Source organism: Streptomyces sp. NPDC093097, from assembly GCF_044754325.1.
GTDB lineage: Bacteria > Actinomycetota > Actinomycetes > Streptomycetales > Streptomycetaceae > Streptomyces.
The window spans coordinates 95,241-114,084 of record NZ_JBIVOW010000013.1 but is presented as its reverse complement, the minus strand read 5'-3'; the positions used below and the strand labels follow the sequence as shown (position 1 = coordinate 114,084).

Annotated in this window: 20 protein-coding genes; 14 read left to right on the top strand and 6 right to left on the bottom strand. The window is 71.0% G+C overall.

Annotation, left to right across the window (positions count from 1 at the left end):
* The first annotated feature begins 161 nt into the window (after window positions 1-161).
* Together ACIQE0_RS22590 and ACIQE0_RS22585 are read left to right on the top strand one after the other, a co-directional pair.
* Window positions 162-2,327, top strand: a complete 2,166-nt coding sequence (locus ACIQE0_RS22590; protein WP_402335008.1) for a DUF362 domain-containing protein — start codon at window positions 162-164, stop codon at window positions 2,325-2,327.
* Window positions 2,324-3,397, top strand: coding sequence for an NAD-dependent epimerase/dehydratase family protein (locus ACIQE0_RS22585; protein ID WP_402335004.1), 1,074 nt, complete (start codon window positions 2,324-2,326; stop codon window positions 3,395-3,397). Before ACIQE0_RS22590 ends, ACIQE0_RS22585 begins: the two co-directional genes overlap by 4 nt.
* A gap of 56 nt (window positions 3,398-3,453) precedes the next feature.
* On the opposite strand, the gene ACIQE0_RS22580 is transcribed toward ACIQE0_RS22585, so the two are convergent.
* The 3 genes from ACIQE0_RS22580 to ACIQE0_RS22570 form a co-directional block, all read right to left on the bottom strand.
* Window positions 3,454-3,825 (bottom strand): hypothetical protein, encoded by a 372-nt coding sequence (locus ACIQE0_RS22580; protein ID WP_366329575.1) that lies wholly within the window; start codon window positions 3,823-3,825, stop codon window positions 3,454-3,456.
* Complete coding sequence (locus ACIQE0_RS22575; RefSeq protein ID WP_402335001.1) at window positions 3,822-5,075, bottom strand: hypothetical protein; 1,254 nt, start codon at window positions 5,073-5,075, stop codon at window positions 3,822-3,824. Before ACIQE0_RS22575 ends, ACIQE0_RS22580 begins: the two co-directional genes overlap by 4 nt.
* A 291-nt stretch (window positions 5,076-5,366) precedes the next feature.
* Window positions 5,367-5,732, bottom strand: a complete 366-nt coding sequence (locus ACIQE0_RS22570; protein WP_384095780.1) for a winged helix-turn-helix transcriptional regulator — start codon at window positions 5,730-5,732, stop codon at window positions 5,367-5,369.
* 89 nt (window positions 5,733-5,821) lie between these two features.
* Between ACIQE0_RS22570 and ACIQE0_RS22565 the strand changes: the two genes are divergently transcribed.
* The gene (locus tag ACIQE0_RS22565; RefSeq protein ID WP_402334998.1) at window positions 5,822-7,429 is read left to right on the top strand and encodes an MFS transporter; all 1,608 of its coding nucleotides are present in this window, start codon (window positions 5,822-5,824) and stop codon (window positions 7,427-7,429) included.
* A 24-nt stretch (window positions 7,430-7,453) separates the two neighbouring features.
* Here ACIQE0_RS22565 and ACIQE0_RS22560 read toward each other — a convergent pair whose 3' ends face one another.
* Window positions 7,454-7,750, bottom strand: coding sequence for a hypothetical protein (locus ACIQE0_RS22560; RefSeq protein WP_402334996.1), 297 nt, complete (start codon window positions 7,748-7,750; stop codon window positions 7,454-7,456).
* Here ACIQE0_RS22560 and ACIQE0_RS22555 point away from each other — a divergent pair.
* The 8 genes from ACIQE0_RS22555 to pcaB all read left to right on the top strand — a co-directional run bounded on the left by ACIQE0_RS22555 (window position 7,743) and on the right by pcaB (window position 13,700).
* Window positions 7,743-8,606 carry an AMP-binding protein gene (locus tag ACIQE0_RS22555; RefSeq protein WP_402334994.1) on the top strand — a complete coding sequence of 288 codons (864 nt, stop codon included), beginning with the start codon at window positions 7,743-7,745 and terminating at the stop codon, window positions 8,604-8,606. The genes ACIQE0_RS22560 and ACIQE0_RS22555 overlap by 8 nt on opposite strands.
* Window positions 8,534-8,782, top strand: coding sequence for a hypothetical protein (locus ACIQE0_RS22550; RefSeq protein ID WP_402334992.1), 249 nt, complete (start codon window positions 8,534-8,536; stop codon window positions 8,780-8,782). The genes ACIQE0_RS22555 and ACIQE0_RS22550 overlap by 73 nt, the downstream gene beginning before the upstream one ends.
* A gap of 1 nt (window position 8,783) precedes the next feature.
* Window positions 8,784-9,239, top strand: coding sequence for a hypothetical protein (locus tag ACIQE0_RS22545; RefSeq protein ID WP_402334989.1), 456 nt, complete (start codon window positions 8,784-8,786; stop codon window positions 9,237-9,239).
* Between the two features lie 258 nt (window positions 9,240-9,497).
* Window positions 9,498-9,800: a chaplin gene (locus ACIQE0_RS22540; protein WP_366329582.1), complete on the top strand. Its 303-nt coding sequence runs from the start codon at window positions 9,498-9,500 to the stop codon at window positions 9,798-9,800.
* A gap of 190 nt (window positions 9,801-9,990) precedes the next feature.
* Window positions 9,991-10,788: a CoA transferase subunit A gene (locus tag ACIQE0_RS22535; RefSeq protein WP_402334987.1), complete on the top strand. Its 798-nt coding sequence runs from the start codon at window positions 9,991-9,993 to the stop codon at window positions 10,786-10,788.
* A complete protein-coding gene (locus ACIQE0_RS22530; protein ID WP_402334984.1) occupies window positions 10,772-11,476 on the top strand; it encodes a CoA transferase subunit B in 705 nt (234 codons plus the stop codon). Before ACIQE0_RS22535 ends, ACIQE0_RS22530 begins: the two co-directional genes overlap by 17 nt.
* Window positions 11,473-12,246, top strand: a complete 774-nt coding sequence (pcaH, locus tag ACIQE0_RS22525) for a protocatechuate 3,4-dioxygenase subunit beta (RefSeq protein WP_402334981.1) — start codon at window positions 11,473-11,475, stop codon at window positions 12,244-12,246. The genes ACIQE0_RS22530 and pcaH overlap by 4 nt, the downstream gene beginning before the upstream one ends.
* A gap of 29 nt (window positions 12,247-12,275) precedes the next feature.
* The gene (pcaB, locus tag ACIQE0_RS22520; RefSeq protein ID WP_402334979.1) at window positions 12,276-13,700 is read left to right on the top strand and encodes a 3-carboxy-cis,cis-muconate cycloisomerase; all 1,425 of its coding nucleotides are present in this window, start codon (window positions 12,276-12,278) and stop codon (window positions 13,698-13,700) included.
* 169 nt (window positions 13,701-13,869) lie between these two features.
* On the opposite strand, the gene ACIQE0_RS22515 is transcribed toward pcaB, so the two are convergent.
* Complete coding sequence (locus ACIQE0_RS22515; protein WP_366329587.1) at window positions 13,870-14,220, bottom strand: hypothetical protein; 351 nt, start codon at window positions 14,218-14,220, stop codon at window positions 13,870-13,872.
* A complete protein-coding gene (locus tag ACIQE0_RS22510) occupies window positions 14,207-14,470 on the bottom strand; it encodes a hypothetical protein (RefSeq protein WP_366329588.1) in 264 nt (87 codons plus the stop codon). The genes ACIQE0_RS22515 and ACIQE0_RS22510 overlap by 14 nt, the downstream gene beginning before the upstream one ends.
* Window positions 14,471-14,946: 476 nt before the next feature.
* Here ACIQE0_RS22510 and ACIQE0_RS22505 point away from each other — a divergent pair, with 476 nt between their 5' ends.
* From ACIQE0_RS22505 to ACIQE0_RS22495, 3 genes are read left to right on the top strand one after another with little or no spacing between them, the layout of a single operon-like run.
* Entirely contained in the window at window positions 14,947-16,968 is a 2,022-nt protein-coding gene (locus ACIQE0_RS22505) for a LodA/GoxA family CTQ-dependent oxidase (protein ID WP_402334975.1), read from the top strand.
* Window positions 16,965-18,116, top strand: coding sequence for an NAD(P)/FAD-dependent oxidoreductase (locus ACIQE0_RS22500; protein WP_402334972.1), 1,152 nt, complete (start codon window positions 16,965-16,967; stop codon window positions 18,114-18,116). Before ACIQE0_RS22505 ends, ACIQE0_RS22500 begins: the two co-directional genes overlap by 4 nt.
* Window positions 18,113-18,844: a hypothetical protein gene (locus ACIQE0_RS22495; protein ID WP_402334969.1), complete on the top strand. Its 732-nt coding sequence runs from the start codon at window positions 18,113-18,115 to the stop codon at window positions 18,842-18,844. The genes ACIQE0_RS22500 and ACIQE0_RS22495 overlap by 4 nt, the downstream gene beginning before the upstream one ends.

Sequence of the window (18,844 nt, the reverse complement as noted above, 5' to 3'; positions counted from 1 at the left end):
CGGGCTCACAGGCAGCGGGCCACGCCTCCCTCAGTACAGGCTAGAAATGCCTCCAAATAGGCGCAAATCGACACCAGTACATCTGAAATTGGGCACTGCCCACATAAAGTCGTGTTCGCTGCAACCGACAACGTGATGTGTCGCCCGGGAGAGCGGAGGCCATGAAGACCGTCTCGCACGACGCCGCAGCCCCCCAACCACCCACAGCCACCGCCGCGGTAGCCAGATCGTCACCCGCACGACCGGCGTCCGCACCGGAGTTGCTGGCCGACGCGGTCCAGCGGGCCGGACTGTGGGACCTGCTCGCCGAGCGAACCCCCGCAGGCGATCCGGCCGACGTGAGAGTGCTGCTCACCCCCCAGACATCCGGGTACCGCGACGCCACGACAGCGGTGGACTCCGCACTGCTGGAATGCCTGATCGACATGTTGCACGCGCGCGGCTACCGCCATGTCGCGGTCGGAGCCGCCGGCCACTGCCCCGGCATCTGGTCCGGGCGGCCCGACCCGACCGACGCCCAGGACGCCTGCCGGCGGCTCGGATACAGCGGACTGACCCCCCAGGGCAACGCCTACCCGATCGTGGACCTGTCCGAGGACCTCGCGCCCGCAGACTTCCCCCTCACCGGCGTCCTGCACGGCAGCAGCATGGCCCGCGCCTGGCTGGACGCGGAGTTCCGCATCAACATCGCGAAGAACCTCACCCACCCCGAGTTCGGTTACGCACTCTGCCTGGCCAACCTCTTCGGCGTACTGCCCCACCCCGACCGACACCACCACTACCGGGCCCGCCGCGACGGCGCCGAGGTCATCACCGAACTGCTGCGCCGCTACCCACCCGACTTCCACCTCATCGACGCGGTGGTCAGCAGCCACGGCCTCGCCGGAGCGCACACCCCGCTCCCGATCCGGACCGACACCGTGATCGCCTCCCCGGACGCCGTGCTGGCCGACGTCGTCGGCGCGATCCTCATGGGCGTCGACCCCGCACTGTCACCACTGATGGCCGGCGCCCTCGCGGAGATCGGCCTGCCGCCCGCCTACCACGTCGACGGCGACCTGACGCCCTATCCGCAGTGGCGCAACCCGCCCCCGGTGGCCCTGGACGCCATGCGGCGACTGTCCAGCGACGGCCGCCTCCACCGGCTCCTGGCCGCCTCCGCCACCGCCGACCCCGACGCCGTACGGGACGACGACCCCCTGCTCGCCAAGGTCTCCACCGGCCTGACCGCCCTCGCCCGCAACGCCGACGGCAACCCGCTGGCCCTCGGTGCCCTGGTGGGCCTGCTCGGCACGGCGGGCGCCGGTGAATCCCTCGTCCGTGCCTGGCGGGCCGGCTACGCCAAGCACGCGGTCCACCGCCGCGACGTCTCCCTCGGACTGGACCTGGAGAACTACACCGACCACGACTACGACGCCCTCGACGGATACCTGGAGCCGATGGAACGACTGATCGACGCGATCCCCGCCGACTTCCTGGACATGCGGTGGCGCCACCTGGACGGCTCGGTGCTCTTCGGCTGCGACCGATGCGTCAACGCCCCCTTCGAGGCGTTCACGGCCCGGGTCGACATCAGCCGGTCGATCAGCTACATGACCGACTACCTCGGCGGGCGCATCGAAGTGGTCTCCCGCGACACCGAGGGCCGACCGGTGCGGCAGGCCGAACGCAACCTGTATCTGCAACAGCCCAACTACATGGCCTTCTACGGCGGCGAACCGATCGACGTCTGCAAGCTGGAGTCCATCCGGCGCACACCGGACATGCAACGGATCGCCTGGCGCACCGTCCGCAGCCCCAACGGCTCGGCGGAGTACGACGACGGGTCCGTCACCTTCCGCGCCGCCGACGGCGGCGGGCGCACACGCATCACCATCCGGGTCCGCCAGCGGTTCACGCTCCCACTCGTCTGGCAGGCGATCCGCCCGGACAACTGGCCACAACTGCGCGACCCCCTCACCCAGGACGCCTACCGGCGCTTCTTCACCCGCACCCTCGACAACTTCGAAGCACGCTACGAGGGCCGGGAATACCGGATCGGCCGCCTTGAGGAAACCGCCGACGACGGCGCCGAAGAACTCCCGACACGCCGCCTGACCGACATGGTCCACACCGCCCGGGCCCTGGCCGGCCAGGCACTCACCACCGTCCGCACTCCGGACCACATCGACGCCGACGGCTTCCAGCACTTCACACCGGGCCGGACAGCGGCGCGAACGGAGTTCCTCCAGGAGATCCGGGAGTCGCTGCGGCCGGCGTTCACCGGCTTCCGCAAAGGGCTGCGGGAGGCCGTGGCCCGCGACATGCGAGACGGAGAACGGCCATGAAAGCCTCGGTCACCGGAGCCAGCGGCCTCATCGGCAGCCATCTGACCCGCGCCCTGCACACCGCGGGCCACCAGGCACGCGCCGTCGTGCGCCACGGCAGCGATCTGCGCGGCCTGCACGCCCTGGCCGGGGCGGACGTACCACTGGCCCATGCCGACCTGCGCGACCCCGCCGGTCTGCGCACCGCACTCGAAGGGTGCGACACGGTCTTCCACACCGCCGCGGTCTTCGCCTACTGGGACGTGACCGTCGAGTACCTGACGCGCGTCAACGTGGCGGGCACCCGCCACGTGCTGCAGGCCGCCGCACAGGCCGGTGTCCGCCGCGCGGTGGTGACCTCGTCATCGATCACCTGCGGCTCCTCCGAAGGCCCCACGTCACGCGACGAAACCGGAACGCCAGGCCACGAATACCTCCCCGACTACTTCGTGGCGAAGCTGCGGCAGGAGCAGGCCGCACTGGTGATGGGCGAGGAACTCGGCCTTGAGGTCGTCGTGGCCTGTCCGACCATCGTCGTCGGCGGCCCCGACCACCGCCTGGTCCCGAGCAACGCGCTGATCACCCGCTACCTCAAGGACCCCCTGCGCACCACGTATCCGGGCGGCTGCAACATCGTCTCCGTCCAGGACGTGGCCGCCGGGCACCTGCTCCTCGCCGAACACGGCACCGCCGGCGAACGGTACGTGCTGGGCGGGGAGAACTGGACATGGCGCACGATCCACCGGGTCGTCTCCGAACTGTGCGGCACGACCGGCCCCTGGGCCACCACCTCGCACACCGCCGCCTTCCTCGCCGCCACGCTCGACGAGATGCGGGCACACCTCACGGCGAAGGCACCCGCGACAACGCGCGCCGAGGCCCGCACCATGGGGCGCTACTACTGGTACGACCACGACAAGGCGGCCGCGCTCGGCTACGCCCCCAGACCCGCACGCCGGGCGCTCGTCGAGGCGCTCAGCTGGCTCCTGACCAGCCCTCACCTGCCGCCGAACGTGCGCTCCGGACTGAAACCGGTACCGGAGGTCATCAGCGCACGCGAGTTGGTGGCCGCCCCGCTCGATGCCCTCTGACGCCCAGGTCATCCAGGCATCGGCGCACTCGCCCGCTCGCCGGGGAGCTTCGGGGACTACCCCTTCTTCTTGCTCTCCTTGCCCCCCGCGTCCGCGGCGTCGGGCTGGGCCGCCGCCCGGAACTCGTCGGCCAGCCGCACCTCGTACTCGCGCACCAGCTGCATGACGTCGCCGGTGTAGCCGATCCCCAACGAGGTGAGCCCCATCATCAGCTTGGCGCCCTCGTCGTAGGCGAAGCGCCAGGACATCCGGCTGGTGTCGCCCCAGGTCGGGCGGCCGTTCAGCAGTCCGGTGACCAGATCCACATAGTCACCCCAGACGAGCGCCTGAAGCTCGCCGCCACGGGAGACCACGTCTTTGAAACGCTCCCAGTTCGCCTTCAGCTCGTCGACGAGCTCGGCGTTCGGATCAGCGGTGGTATCGGTCATGAGAACTCCTCCTGTTGGTTGCCGACCGGGCTGAGCAGTGTGCTGTGGTGGAATCCGAGCCGGGGATCCGCCCACTCGGGCAGATCGGGGAGGTACTCCCGCAACTCCGGCATCGCGACCCGCAGCCGCACGGTGTTCGCCGGGTAGTCGTAGACAGTGATCGTGTTCAGACCGCGGTTCGCCGTGAACAACAGCCGCTGGTCCGCGGAGAGTTGGCAGGCGTACACCGAGTCGACCAGCGTGCCGCGGGAGACGCGCAGAGCGCCGAGGAAGTGCCTGCTGCTCGGCGACACCGAACCCCGGGTGAACGCGTCGGTGACCTGCCGCACCGCCTGCCGTCCGGCCCGCAACTGGTCGGGCAGGGCCGGCCGCTCGTCGATGATGCGGTAGGCGGAGAAGCTCTCCAGGTCGATCATGACGATCGTTCCGCTGCCGCCGTTGCAGTAGATCAGCTCCTGGTCCGAGAGGCACACATCGGAGTTGATGTGGGCGGGGACGTTCTGGGAGCACGTCCAGTGGCGGAGCACCTGCCCGCTGCGGGCGTCGATCTCGTAGACGTACTCCTTGAAGTAGGCCATCGCCCACTCGTGCCAGTCCCGCCCCTCCTGCGGCAGGACCCGGAAGGACAGGGCGTAGAACAGGTCCTCCTGGGGATGCGCGGCCACGTGCCAGCACGTCGTGGGGAGCTGCACCCGACGCGCGGTGCGGGTGTGCAGGTCGAAGATGCCGACCTCGGAGGCCGCTCCCCGGGTGGGATGGTCCATCCCGCCGTAGACGATGTACCGGCGCGACGCGGTGAGCTTCATGGCATGGGGCAGTTTGATCGAGTGCGCTCCCAGGCACTCCGCCTTGGCCAGTCTGTTGATGTCGACCAGCCAGAAATTCTCGCCGATCGCGCAGACGCCCTGGGTTCCGTCCAGCCACACCATATGGGTGCTGCTCTTGATCGCGGCGTCGGCCACCTCGTAGCGCAGAGACGAAACCCGATCGCATTCGTCGAGGGAGTCCGTGTCGTAGAAGACGAGGTGCTGACCGGCGTTGCCGAGAAAACTGCACTTCCGGTCCGGGGCGACGCTCACCGCATGGCCGCCCGCAACGCCGTCGTAGTACTGAACCTTGTACGCATACGCCCCGCTGCCGGGGTCGTAACGGAACACGCACACCCCGGCGGCGCCCTCCAGCCCGTTCATTCCGTTGCCGTCCAAGGCGATATGGAAGGCGTACGGATAATCTCCGGAAAAGCTGGCCATCTGGGCCCCATCCCGCGGTGGTGGTGTCCGCGGAGCCCCTGTGTGCTCCCGGCGGATCCAGACATTCGGACACTGCTGTGGTGCGGCCTGCGCAACGCCCATCGTAAGAAAGCCACCGCGCAGGCGCACATCGCCACGCCCGGTGGAGCAGGCCGGAGGCGGCCACGGAGGGCGCGTGCACCGCTTCGGCCCGTCGAGGTGGACAAGCCCCTCTGCCAGGCACGCGGCCGCCCCGTCCTCGGCGACGCCAGTCACCAGGAGGGGCGGCCGCGCCGGGCCGCAGCGGCCTGGTCAGGCGGGCGGGAGGGGATCGGCCCGTGAGGAGCGCAGTGCCTTCTCGCGGTACCAGCGGCCCCACTGGTCCAGCTGCTCGGTGAGGGGATCCAGGCTGTGGCCGATGTCGGTGAGGGAGTACTCCACCCGTGGGGGTACTTCCCGGTAGACGGTCCTGGCCACCAGGCCGTCCTCCTCCAGCTCCCGCAGCTGGCGGGTGAGCATGCGCTGGGTGATGCCAGGCAGGCTGCGCCGCAGTTCCCCGAACCGGAGCGTTCCCGAGGCCAGCTTCCGGAGAATGGCCAGTTTCCAGCGGCCGCCGAGAACCTCCATGGCGAACTCGACCGCACAGTGATCGGAGGCTTCCTCGATCTTGAAACGCACGCCTGACCTCCATGGGTATACAACGTGACACCAGGGGACACGAAAGACCGTACTTGCGCACGGTGTTGGTACTTCCGGAAGCTGAGGCTATGGCAGACGGGAAGGCATCCGCACAGGTGGGAACGGTCGAAGAGGGCGGCATGGAGAGGGAGTCGGGTCATTCCGCATGCCTGGCGCGCCCGGCTCCGGAGGCGCGGCGGCGGTGGCTGGTGCTGCTCGTGGTGTCGGGCAGCCTGCTGTTGTGCGGCATCGACCTCACCGTGTTGCACGTCGCCGTGCCCAGCCTGAGCCGGGAGTTGGAGCCCGGTCCCGCGCAACTGCTGTGGATCGTCGACGTGTACTCCCTCACGCTCGCCGCCCTCCTGGTGACCTGCGGCACGCTCGGCGATCGGATCGGCCGCCGCCGCATGGTGCTCAGCGGCTTCCTCACCTTCGGCCTGGCCTCCGCAGCCGCCGCGTTCGCCACCTCGACCGGACAGCTCATCGCGGCCCGCGCCGCGCTCGGTGCCGGCGCGGCGATGATCATGGCGTCCACGGTGGCGATCATCCGGGTCGCCTTCCCCGACGACCGCGAGCGCGCCCTCGCCCTCGGCATCTGGACCTCCGCGCACAGCATCGGCGCCACGATCGGCCCGCTGCTGGGCGGTCTGGTCACGCAGAAGTGGGGCTGGGGAGCGGTCTTCCTGATCAACGTCCCGGTCATCGTCGTCCTCCTGGCCGTCGGAGCCAGGGTCATCCCGGAGTCACGCAACCCCGTTCCCCGCCGCTGGGACGTGGCGAGCGTGGTGCTGTCGGTCACGGGCCTGGCCGGTGTGGTCTACGCCCTCCAGCAGGCCGGGGAGAACGCCGGGGCCGACGGCGTGATCCTCGCCATCGGCGTCGGGGGAGGCGTGCTGCTGCACCTCTTCGTGCGGCGGCAGAAGCGGATCGCGGAACCGCTGTTGGACTTCGCCCTCTTCCGCGAACGCTCCTTCTCCACGGCGACGTTGTGCGTCATCGGCTGCTTCGGCAGCTATGTCGCCCTGCTCTTCTTCCTCACCCAATGGCTGCAACAGGTGGGCGCGTACCCGCCGCTGCGCGCCGGACTCGCGCTGATGCCCTTGGCCGGAGCCAACGCCCTGGGCGCGGTCACGGCCCCGTGGGCGGCGAACCGCTGGGGCAACCGGTGGGCGCTGACCGGAGCGCTCTCGATGTTCGCCCTCGCCTGCGCCGCCCTCGCGCTGGTCGGCGACACCGCCCACTACGGCGCACTGCTCCCGCCGCTGCTCGCCGCCGGATACGGCGCCGGCATCGTCATGACCCTCGGCGCGGACTCCCTCATGAGCGCCGCACACCCCGAGCGGTCCGGAGAGGCCGCGGCCATCCAGGAGACGTCCTTCGAACTCGGCGCGGGCCTCGGCGTCGCCCTTCTCGGCACCGTCCTGACCGCCGTCTACCGCACCGACCTGCCCGCCGTGCCCGGCCTCGCCGCCGATCAACGGGCCGCGGTCCAGACCTCGTTCGCCTCGGCCGAGGACCTCATGGCGCACCTGCCGCCCCACACCGCCGGCGCGGTACGGCACGCGGCACAGCAGGCATACGACCGCGGCTTCACCGCGGTGTCGATGTGCGCGGCGGCCGGCCTGGCCCTCACCGCGGTGCTGGCGGCCACCCTGCTGCGCCCGCGCACCGCCGCCCCGCGTGCCGCCGACGACTGACGCAGCCGAACGCCGCGGCGCCGCCTACCTGCCGGGCGGCTCGCTCGCTGTGTCCTTGGTGCGGGTCGGGTCGAACTGCCGCACCTGGGGGATCGTCGTGACCATGTGGGCGACGACCCGTTCGCTGAGGCAGACGTGCTGGTAGGGGATGTCGCCGGGAAAACGGACGAAGTCGCCGGCCGCGAGATCGACCGGCTCGGTGATCGGCCCGGTGCGCAACTTGCCGGTGACGACGTAGAGATGGTGCAGCGTTCCGGCGGCGTGCGCCGGTACCGGCTGGGGGGCGTGGGAGCCGCGTTCGAGGCGGAGGACGATGTTCACCTCCGGCACCACAGGAGCCCCCAAGGGCGTCGTCCTGACCCACGGCAACGCCTGGTGGAACGCGGTCAACGTCGAACTCCGCCTCGACACCAGACGCGGCGACACCACCTACGCGGCGGCACCCCTGTTCCACATCGGGGCACTGCACAGCTTCGCGCTGCGCACCCTCACCCGGGGCGGCACCGTGGTGGTGCGCCGGACGTTCGACCCCCAGCAGTGCGCCGACGACCTGGTGCGGCTGAGGATCAACTCCATGTTCGGCGTACCGCAGATGTTCACCGCCCTGGGCCGGGTGCCCGGCTTCTTCGACCAGGACCTCGACCACCTCCGGGCGGTCGTGGTCGCCGGCGCCCCCGTCCCGCCCTCACTGGTCCGGCATTACGCAGACCGGGGCCTCCTGCTCCAGCAGGCCTGGGGACTGACCGAGACCGCCCCGTTCGCCACCCACCTCCCCGCGGAACGCACCCGCGACAAGCTCGGCTCCGCCGGCATCCCCATGCCCCACACCCAGGTGCGCATCGTCGACCTCCTCACCGGAGCGCCCGTCGAGCCAGGCACCCGCGGCGAGATCGTCGTCCGCGGCCCGAACGTGGCCGCCGGCTACTGGAACAACTCCCAGGCAACCGCGGATGCCTACGACGCGGAGGGCTGGTTCCACTCCGGAGACATCGGCTACTTCGACGACGACGGCTGCCTGTACGTCGTCGACCGCCTCAAGGACATGATCATCAGCGGCGGGGAGAACGTGTACCCCCCCCCGAAGTCGAGGGAGCCCTCGCCACCATGCCGGGCGTCCTGGACGCCGCCGTCGTCGGCATCCCCGACCCGCAGTGGGGCGAGACCGTCGTCGCCGTGATCACGGTGGACCGGGGGACACCGCTCACCCTCGACGCCGTACGCGAGCATACGGCCCAACACCTCGCCCGGTACAAACTCCCGCGCCGCCTCAAGGTCGTCGAGACCATCCCCCGCAACGGCTCCGGGAAGCTCGACAAACCGGTCATCCGGCAACTCGCCGCTGAGGAGCAGTGACGTGATCCCCGTCCCACCCCTGCCCGACGTCCGCCTCGCGCCGGACTGGCGGACCGCGACGCGGCACCGCACCCGCCACGCCCAGCAGCTGCACGTGGCCGGCCGATCGGGCGCTGCGGAGGTCCGGCTGGAGCGATGCGCGGCCGGCCGGCTGCGCGACGCCTATCCCGTGGGCTCGCGCGACCTGGAGGTCCGGGCGGACGCCTGCGCCGAGGACGTCCTGCCGGGCCTCCTGACGGCGCTGGCCGACGCACTCGGCGCAACGGATCCGCGGTGCCGGCGGCTCGTCTTCGCGGCCCCCGCCGACGACCGGCCGCGCATCGCAGCGGCCGAGTCCGCCGGCTTCCGGCACGTCGTCGACATCGACCTGGGCACCGACGAATACCACCTGATGACCTGGGAGCCGGCCTGGGCGACCTGCAACGACCCCGATCTCGACCGGGTTCCCGGCGCCTGAGCACGCCACCCGGCAGCAGCCCCGAGGCGAGGACCGACCACCGTCTCCACCGCAACACCGGACACCACGAGACGGCTCCACATCAGCCGCGCCGAATATCGAGGAGCCAGGGCGGTTTGTGGGAGGGCGCGCCGATGCCGGTGGAAACCCCGCAAAAGGGGGAATTGCCAGCCATTGCCCTCATGGTGACGTTCCGTATGCCGAAGGAGATGAGCAGGTAGCGGCAGTGGGTCGCTTGGAAACATCGAAAGGTTCGGGATGTCACGGATCACTCGGATTACCGCCATCGCTGCTCTCGCGGCCGGAACTGCTCTGGGCGGGAGTTCGTTTGCCTTCGCCGACAGCGGTGCAGGCGGCGGCGCCGTCGGATCGCCCGGCGTGATTTCGGGCAACGTCATCCAGGTCCCGGTGCACGTACCCATCAACCTGTGTGGCAACACCATCGACGTGGTGGGGCTCCTGAACCCGGCCTTCGGCAACACCTGCCTCAACGGCCACTTCAGGCACCACAAGTTCATCCACCACAAGGGAGGGCACCACGGTAAGGGCGGTCGTCGCTGACCGGCTGAACCAAGGCATCGACCTGACGGACCCGCCCCGTCCCTGCTCCGATCACTCGGTCAGGGACGGGGCGGGTCCGTTGTGTGTGCGACCGATGCGCTCTCGACACTCCTCGCACGGACGAGGCTCCTTGCCCCGTAGTGGGTAGGGGCAAGGGGGTTGGTGATGTCGGGAGGGGGAGGAGGGGCGGATGGACAAAGTGGTGGGCTCGGCCGCCGAGGCGGTGGCCGATGTGCGGGACGGAGCGACGCTGGCCGTCGGCGGCTTCGGGCTCAGCGGGGTGCCCGAGGTGCTCATCCAGGCCGTGTACGCAACGGGCGTCAGCGGCCTCGGCATCGTCTCGAACAACTGCGGTGCGATGGACCGGGGACTGGCCGTGCTGCTCGCCGCGGGCCGCATCGCCCGCGTCACCGGCTCGTACATCGGCGCCAACAAGGAGTTCGCGCGCCGGTACCTGGCCGGCGAGCTGGAGGTCGAGCTGATCCCGCAAGGGACGCTCGCCGAACGGCTGCGCGCCGGAGGCGCCGGCATCCCCGCCTTCTACACCCCCGCCGGGGTCGGCACCCAGGTCGCCGACGGCGGGCTGCCCTGGCGCTACGACGGCGCGGGTGGCGTCGCGGTGGCCTCGCCGCCCAAGGAGGTGCGGGAGTTCGACGGGTGCCGCTACGTGCTGGAACGCGGAATCCGTACCGACTTCGCCCTCGTCCGGGCCGCCAAGGGCGACCGGTACGGCAACCTGGTCTTCACCAGGTCCGCCCGAAACTTCAACCCCCTTGCGGCCATGGCCGGACGCGTCACCCTCGCCGAGGTGGAGCAGCTGGTCGAGCCCGGCGAGATCGACCCGGACCACGTCCACCTGCCGGGCGTCTTCGTCCAACGGGTCGTGGAACTCACCGCGCAACAGGCCGCCGACAAACAGATCGAACGACGCACCGTCGCCGCAACCGGGACACAGGGGAGGGGACGCACCGATGCCGTGGAACCGTGAGGAGATGGCCGCACGGGCGGCCCGGGAACTGACGGACGGCCAGTACGTCAACCTCGGCATCGGACTGCCCACCCTCATCCCCAACCACCTGCCCGAGGGCGTGCAGGTGATCCTGGAGTCGGAGAACGGAATCCTGGGCACCGGGCCGTACCCCACCGAGGACCAGCTCGACCCCGACCTCATCAACGCCGGCAAGGAGACCGTCACGGTCCTGCCCGGCGCCGCCTACTTCGACTCCGCCCTCTCCTTCGCCATGATCCGCGGCGGCCACCTCGACGTCGCCGTGCTCGGCGCCATGCAGGTCTCGCACCACGGCGACCTCGCCAACTGGGCCGTCCCCGGCCGGATGGTCACCGGGATCGGCGGCGCCATGGACCTCGTACACGGCGCCCGCACCGTCCTCGTCGTCATGACCCACACCGCCAAGGACGGCTCGGCCAAGCTCGTCGCGGACTGCACGCTCCCGCTGACCGGCCGGGCCTGCGTCGACCGGATCATCACCGACCTCGGCGTCCTCGACATCGCCGATGACGGCTTCGTACTCGTCGAGCGGGCGCCGGGCGTCACGACCGAGCAGATCGTCGAGAACACCGCCGCGCCGGTCCGGATACCGAGGTGGGGCGGGGTGGCGGAGGGCCGAGCGCGGGAGCCCATACAGCCACCGGATCAAGGGAGTTCACACCCATGACAGCGACACAAGGCGACATCGACCGCGCGATCGCACGGGAGTGGGCGGCGTACCGGAAGGCCGTCGCCGAGGGCGCCCCGCGCATCCCCCACCCGCCCCGGAACTACCCGCCCTACCGCTCCAGCGCGCTGCGCCACCCCAGGCAACCGCTGGTCCCGGTGGCGCTGCGGCAGGACCCGGACGCCGTCGAACTGACCTCGCCCGTGTTCGGCGCAACCGACGTCACCGCACTCGACCACGACCTCACTCGTCAGCACCCGGGCGCCCCGCTCGGCGAGCGGATCACCGTCAGCGGCCGACTCCTGGACCGCTCCGGCCGGCCCATACCGGGCCAACTGGTCGAGATCTGGCAGGCCAACGCCGCCGGCCGCTACGCCCACCAAAGCGATCAGCACCCCGCCCCGCTGGACGCGAACTTCACCGGCGCCGGCCGGACGCTGACCGGCGACGACGGCAGCTACACCTTCACCACGATCAGGCCGGGGGCCTACCCCTGGCGCAACCACACCGGTGCCTGGCGGCCCGCCCACATCCACTTCTCGCTCTTCGGGACCGCGTTCACCCAGCGGCTGATCACCCAGATGTACTTCCCCGGCGACCCGCTCTTCCCCCTCGACCCGATCCTCCAGTCCGTCACCGACGACACCGCGCGCCAGCGCCTGGTGGCCCGCTACGACCACGACCTGTCCCAGCCGGAGTGGGCCCTCGGCTACCACTGGGACATCGTGCTCGACGGGCCCGCCGCCACCTGGCGCGAGGACGGACACTGACGTGACACCGCCCCGTTCTTGGAGTGCGTATGAGCGACAGCCACGACGGCCACGATGATGAGCACGGTGGTCAGGGCGAGACGGACGACGGCCGCACCGGATCGCATGGAGGACGCGACGTAGGACTGCTCGACCCGGGAGGGACCGATGCGCCGGCCGAGGCCGCCACCGGCGACCTCGCCTTCCTCCAGGCGATGTTGGACGCCGAGGCCGCCCTCACCAGGGCCCAGGCGGCCCTCGGCCTGGCGCCCGCCGGGGCGGCCCGCACCGTCGGCGAGGCCGCCCGCGCGGATCGCTTCGACGCCCGTGCCCTCGCGCTGCGCGGGCGGGCCGGCGGAAACCCGGTCATCCCGCTGGTCGCCGCGCTGACCGCGGCGGTGCCCGGCCGCCATGCGCCGTACGTGCACCGCGGCGCCACCAGCCAGGACCTCCTCGACACGGCATCGATGCTGGTCGCCCACCGGACCCTGGGGCCGGTGCTGGACGACCTGGAGCGCACCGCCGCTGCCCTGGCCCACCTCGCCGCCGAGTACCGCGACACCCCGATGCCCGGCCGCACCCTCACCCAGCACGCCGTTCCCACGACCTTCGGCCTCAAGGCCGCGGGCTGGCGCAGCCTCGTGCTCGACGCCCGCGACCGGCTGGCCGCCGTGCGCGACTCCCTCCCGGCCCAACTGGGCGGCGCCGCCGGTACCTTGGCGGCCCACCACGCCTACGCGGAGGCCGAGGGCACGGCACACCCCACGACGGTCGCGCTGGACCTCGTCGCTGCCTACGCCCGTGAAGTGGGCCTGGCCGAACCCGCGTTGCCCTGGCACACCCTGCGCACGCCCCTCGCCGACCTGGCCGGTGCCCTCGCCTTCACCGTGGGAGCACTCGGCAAGCCGGCCGCCGATGTGCTCGTCCTCTCCCGCACCGAGATCGGTGAGGTGAGCGAGGGGAGGGGCGGCGGTTCGTCGGCCATGCCGCACAAGGCGAATCCGGTGCGGGCCACGCTCCTCGCCGCGGCCGCGCGCCGGGCGCCCGCGCTGGCCGCCGTGCTCTACGGCTGCGTCGCCGCGGAGGACGAGCGGCCCGCCGGTGCCTGGCACGCGGAATGGGAGACCCTGCGGGACCTGCTCCGCCTGGCCGGGGGCGCGGCCCGGGACGCCGCGGAACTCGTCGCAGGTCTCCAGGTGCACCCCGCGCGGATGCGCGCCAACCTGGACCTGACCGACGGCCTGATCGTGTCGGAGCGGCTGACCGCCGCCCTCGCCGCCAGACTCGGCCGGGCCCGCGCCCGCGAGCTGGTGAGCGAGGCGGCGCACACCGTCCGCACCGGAGGCGGCACCCTGGCCGACGCGCTCGCCACCGAACCCGCCCTGGCGGACGTCGACTTGACCACCCTCACCGACCCCACCCACTACACGGGCGCGGCGGCGGCCCTCACCGACCGGGCCCTCACGCGACCGTGAACGGCCAACCTCACCGTGGTGGCCTCCGGCAGCCCCTGGGGACGGGCTGCGGCGGCCGCACGGGACTGGTTCGCCTGCTCGCGGCGATGACGATCAGCGCCCCTGCGCCGCCTCGACCTCATGCGCCATCAGCACGAACGGCAGGCGGAGAACGGGGAGTCGAGGCCGCTCATTCCACGTTCCCGCAGGCCGAGCAGACGAACTGGCTCTCCGGCGTCGGATTCCCCTCCGCGTCCGTCTCGACCGTCCGGTACATGGTGCCGCCGCACTTGCCGCAGCCTCGGGTCTCAATGAGCTGGCCCATGGGCAGATCCTCCATCGGGGGGCGCGTGCGGCACCCGCCGCGCAGCGCTATTGCGTAGTCGAGCAGGACGAACGCCTCTTGCCGGCTCCGTTCGCGGATGGTGATGTCGTCCGCGGTCTCACCCGTCGCCGCGACGCGACCGCACCGGTAGCAGCAGTGCCGATTGCTCTGCGGACCCGGCTCCAGCATCGACAGGCGGCAGTCAGGACAGTCCACTGTCGGCCTCCTTGACGAACCCGCAACCCGCGCACACGGAGATCGGACGGCCGTCGCGGTCCCGCTGGCCCCACATGGTGTTCCGGCACTGCGGGCAGCCGCTGGTATGGATGCCGCGCGGTCCCAGCGGCGGCGGCTCGGGCGTGGACTCCACATACGCGATGATCAGCGCCCGGTCCCGCTCGCTGTTCCCGGCCATACGCAGCAGATTTGCCAGCCGCGATCGCGCTTCGTCGGCGAAGGTCCCCATGGCGCGGAGAGTAGCGGGCTCATGCCCCGGAGACGACGACCTCCCCCGGAGAGCACTCGATCAGTTGAGATGACCAGCAGCGCAGCGACGGCCCGGCGCGCCGCGGGCCCCGATCCCGGCCGGTTTCACGTCAGTTGCCTGCCACATGCCGGCTTATGGCGGCGTCCGCCCTCCGCCACGGGACCACTGCCGACATGCCGGCCCGGGCGCCCGCCATGCAGCCAGGCACCACGTCGTCCCCTCGGCCTCGGCGTCCACCGCCGCACGGACCGATCCCGCCCGCGTCGGACCGCAGGCAGAAGCCCTTGTGCGGTGACGTGGTGATCCACTGCGTCCCACGAGCCGCGAAGGGCCGCGCGCCACGGGGCGAGCCGCGTACCCCATTGGGACGCGACCGAATGGCGGCGCTGTTCGAAGAAATCGACCATTACGTAACTGGGGGCTCCCTAGACATCTCTCCAGTATGAGGTTCCGTAATGGATCAGCAGATCGTACAGGTGAAGATCCATCCGGCCATCGGCATAGCCAGGGTCGGCAACAGCGACCAGTCGCCCTTCATCGGCCCGGAGTCGCCGGACCAACCGGCGCTGCCGCCCGGCTCGTACAAGGACGGCTCCGGGAAGATCATCAAGCAGGCCGCCCGCTTCCGGATCTACGGCTACAACCAGGCCGGAGAAGTCGTCCGGGAACTGAAGGTCGGCGAAGCGGGCGTCACCGACATCAGGTGGACGGTGCACCTCGCGAACAAGAAGGCCGCCTGGTACCAGTTCCACATCCCGCTCGACATCCCCGAGGCCGCCGACCTCTCGGACGCCAAACGGAGCCGACGGAACGCCTCCGTCACCGGCGCCGACCGGAAGAAGCTCGTCATCGACTCCGGCGCCAGGAGCATCTCCACCCTCGAGCGGGGCACAGCCGTCCTCTCCGGCCAGATCATGGGCAAGCAGGTCGACCTGGGCAGGGCCTCCACCGAGGCCGACGGCCGACTGGTCCTCGTCGGCGGCGACGGGACCTCGGCCTCCTACACCGACCCGCCGGGGGAGATCACCGGCGTCGCCAACAACGACACCTGGTACGACAACGTCTCCGACGGCCCGATCACCGCAGAGGTCACCTTCGACGGCACCACCAAGACCGCGACCCCGGCCTGGGTCGTCGTCGGCCCGCCGCACTACGCGCCCGGCGTGAAGACCGTCCGCACCCTCTACGACCTGCTGTACGACGTGTTCACCACCGAGAAGACGGTGGAACCGGTGCAGGAGCTCTCCTTCCCGGAGCACATCGAACCGCTGCTGGCCCGGTTCTGCGAACTGCAGTGGGTCAACCACGGCTTCGCCACCCAGTTCGGCTGGAAGGGCCCGCACGACTTCCTCGACCCGGAGATGCGCAAGCGGCTCAACGACCCCAGGGAGGTCAACCGCGACCTCCGCCGCCAGATCTACCTCCAGATGCGCGACTACGACCGGGACGGGATGTCGCCCGTACCCTGGCCCTGGCTCTACGGCGACGCCATGACCAGCGGCAAGGCCACCTCCGTCCGGCAGCACCTGACCCTCTCCGCCACCCAGGACTGGATGCTGTCCCAATGGGCCGACGGCCACTTCACCCCCGGCCCGCGCCGGACCGGATACCCCGACGTGGACGACGCCCCCGTCACCCGGCAGCCCGGCCTGCTGGACCAGGCCGCACTGGACAACTGCGCCGCCGACGCCTTCCACCCCGGCAGCGAGGTCACCTGGCCGATCCGCCACAAGACCATGTTCTCCGAGCCGTTCCGCATCCTGCACCGCGCTCCGGACGACCCCGAGCCCGACTACGGCGACGTGCTCCAACTCGCGGACGTGATCGGCAAGAACGGACCGCTCTACGCCCAGGGCCCCGGCGACCTCACCCGCTGGATGGCCGCACCCTGGCAGTGCGACACCGCCAGCTGCCGCTTCGGCTACCAGGTGCAGGCCGGCCTCGGCCCGCGCTACAGCCCCTACCTGCCGACCTTCTGGCCCGCCCAGATGCCCAACCACGTACTGACGAAGAAGGACTTCGACGTCGTCAACACCAAGCCCACCGGCGGCGACGACAGCGCCCGCGAGGAGGCGTTCGAGAACCGGGCGGTGTGGCTGCGCGGGCTGAAGGGCGTGGACTTCAACGTCCAGCGCAGGCAGATGATCAAGGACTGGTGGCTGTTCGGCATCGTCGAGCCGCACGAATACACCGTGGGCGACGCCAAGTTCCCCAGATACGTCCAGGTCGAGTCCGTCCCCGGCTACCCGCCGGCATCCGACCACGCCAACCTCATCAACATCCAGGTGCCCGAGGCGGGCGTGCCGCAACGCGCCGCGGCCGCCGGCACCTGGCGCGGCACCATCCCCGCCGCCGACGTGGAGTCCGCACTCGTCCAGCAGGCCGTCGAGGAGGTCAAGGAGCTCACCGGCTACGACGAAACAGCCATCGCCGCCGGCTACTTGGAGAAGCTCGACCCGTTCCACGACAACCCGTGACACCGCCACCCGCCTACGACGTGGTCATCGCCGGCGGCGGCCCGGCCGGTTGCGCCGCCGCACTCGCCCTCGTACGGGCGGGCCGCCGGGTGCTGCTGGCCGACGCCGGGACCGGGCCGCCCAAGGTCGGCGAGGCACTGGTCCCCGTCGGGCGGCTGCTCCTGGCCGACCTCGGCGTGGACCGCGCCGTCCTGGACACCGGCCACCTGCCCTGCCACGGCAACCTGTCCGCCTGGGGCTCCTCCGCACTCCACGCGGTGGACTTCCTCCGCGACCCCTACGGCCACGGCTGGCACCTGGACCGCCCGCTCTTCGACCGGAGACTGCGCGCCGCCGCCCACACCGCGGGCGCGGAGGTCGCCGAACGCACCGTCGTGCGACGCCCCGCCAGGCAACCGGACGGCACCTGGCAGGTGCGGCTGCGCGACCGCGCCGGCCCCGCCGGCCGGGGTGCCGAACGCACCGTCCGCTGCCGGTGGTTGGTCGACGCCACCGGGCGGCACGCCGCGCTCGCCGTCCAGGCCGGGGCCCGCCGCCGGACCGGCGACCGGCTGACCGCGCTCCACCTCCTCCTGGACCCGGCCCCCGACGCCGCCGCCGACGGCCGCACGCTGGTCGAGTCCGACCAGCACGGCTGGTGGTACACCGCCCTGCTGCCCACCAGGCAGCGCCTGGTCGCCTACTTCACCGACCCCGACCTGCCCCTCGCCGCCCGCGGCGCCGAGGGGTTCCGCGCCCGGCTGCTGGCCACCCGCCACATCTCCCACCGGACGCGCCCGCACGGCCGCGCCCCCTTCCGGCCGCCCCGCCGCGCCCCCGCGCACACCGCCCACCTGGACCGAGTGCACGGGGACGGCTGGACCGCGGCCGGTGACGCGGCCGCCGCCTTCGACCCGCTCAGCTCCCAGGGCATCCTGACCGCCCTCTACACCGGGCTGAGCGCGGGCGAGGCGGTCGACGCCCGGCTGCGCGGCGACCCCACGGCGCTGCCCGGCTACGCGGAGAAGGTCGCCACCGCCCGTGCCGCCTACGAAGACGGCCACCGCGCCGTACACGCCCAGGAGACCCGATGGGCCGACCGCCCCTTCTGGGCCCGGCGGCACCACACCCTCAACCCCACCACACCGAAAGGCAGTCACCCCGCATGAACGCCTCATCCGCATCGCCCCAGCACGGCAGGCACGAGCACATCCACCGCTTCCTGATCCTGGGCAAGGACAGACTGTTCTTCTACCATCTGGCCCTCTACAACCCCGACCTCGGCCACCACTACCAGGCGGTCTTCGCCTTCGAGATCCAGGACGACGGCGCCCTGAGGGAGATGTACCTCAAGGACCTCAAGGAGAACGAGAGCAAGCGGGTCTACTACTCCCTGCGCTGTCCGCACCACTTCGAGCTCCCGGAGCTCCAGAACGGCAAGGAGTTCAAGGTCCACCTGGAGCGGGTGGTGGTCAAGGACGACGGCAGCCGCGACTTCCAGCAGATGACCACGAAGGAGACGCCGGTGAAGTGCCGGCCGGAGGAGGTCCTGTACTTCAGGGACCTGACGGACCGACCCCTGCCCTACCCCGACCGCCTCACCTACCTGGCGTTCGGCGCGGGCAACGAGGTCCACCTCGCCCACCAACTCGCCGAGCGTCCGAACTGGGACGAGGTCATCACCGTCACGACGTCACCTGCCATCGATGACGCGACGCTGAAGAAGGTTCCGCCGATCGTCTTCGAATCGATCAACGACCCCAAGAAGGTGATCACGGAGAGCCTGCTGAAGAAGGGCCAGAAGTACCAGGGCACGATCAGCGCGAACAACCAGACGGTGGACGTCACCGTCGGCCGCCAGGGCTGGTGGAACCACACCAGCCTCAACACGGCCTGA

Bases quoted from the DNA above. Each gene is read 5' to 3' on its own strand.
- ACIQE0_RS22510 (WP_366329588.1), bottom strand. From the start codon at position 14,470: ATGGGGACCTTCGCCGACGAAGCGCGATCGCGGCTGGCAAATCTGCTG.
- ACIQE0_RS22550 (WP_402334992.1), top strand. From the start codon at position 8,534: ATGCCGGGCGTCCTGGACGCCGCCGTCGTCGGCATCCCCGACCCGCAG.
- ACIQE0_RS22535 (WP_402334987.1), top strand. From the start codon at position 9,991: ATGGACAAAGTGGTGGGCTCGGCCGCCGAGGCGGTGGCCGATGTGCGG.
- ACIQE0_RS22530 (WP_402334984.1), top strand. From the start codon at position 10,772: ATGCCGTGGAACCGTGAGGAGATGGCCGCACGGGCGGCCCGGGAACTG.
- ACIQE0_RS22495 (WP_402334969.1), top strand. From the start codon at position 18,113: ATGAACGCCTCATCCGCATCGCCCCAGCACGGCAGGCACGAGCACATC.
- ACIQE0_RS22540 (WP_366329582.1), top strand. From the start codon at position 9,498: ATGTCACGGATCACTCGGATTACCGCCATCGCTGCTCTCGCGGCCGGA.
- ACIQE0_RS22585 (WP_402335004.1), top strand. From the start codon at position 2,324: ATGAAAGCCTCGGTCACCGGAGCCAGCGGCCTCATCGGCAGCCATCTG.
- pcaB (WP_402334979.1), top strand. From the start codon at position 12,276: ATGAGCGACAGCCACGACGGCCACGATGATGAGCACGGTGGTCAGGGC.
- ACIQE0_RS22590 (WP_402335008.1), top strand. From the start codon at position 162: ATGAAGACCGTCTCGCACGACGCCGCAGCCCCCCAACCACCCACAGCC.
- ACIQE0_RS22505 (WP_402334975.1), top strand. From the start codon at position 14,947: ATGGATCAGCAGATCGTACAGGTGAAGATCCATCCGGCCATCGGCATA.
- ACIQE0_RS22575 (WP_402335001.1), bottom strand. From the start codon at position 5,075: ATGGCCAGCTTTTCCGGAGATTATCCGTACGCCTTCCATATCGCCTTG.
- pcaH (WP_402334981.1), top strand. From the start codon at position 11,473: ATGACAGCGACACAAGGCGACATCGACCGCGCGATCGCACGGGAGTGG.
- ACIQE0_RS22555 (WP_402334994.1), top strand. From the start codon at position 7,743: ATGTTCACCTCCGGCACCACAGGAGCCCCCAAGGGCGTCGTCCTGACC.
- ACIQE0_RS22565 (WP_402334998.1), top strand. From the start codon at position 5,822: ATGGCAGACGGGAAGGCATCCGCACAGGTGGGAACGGTCGAAGAGGGC.
- ACIQE0_RS22580 (WP_366329575.1), bottom strand. From the start codon at position 3,825: ATGACCGATACCACCGCTGATCCGAACGCCGAGCTCGTCGACGAGCTG.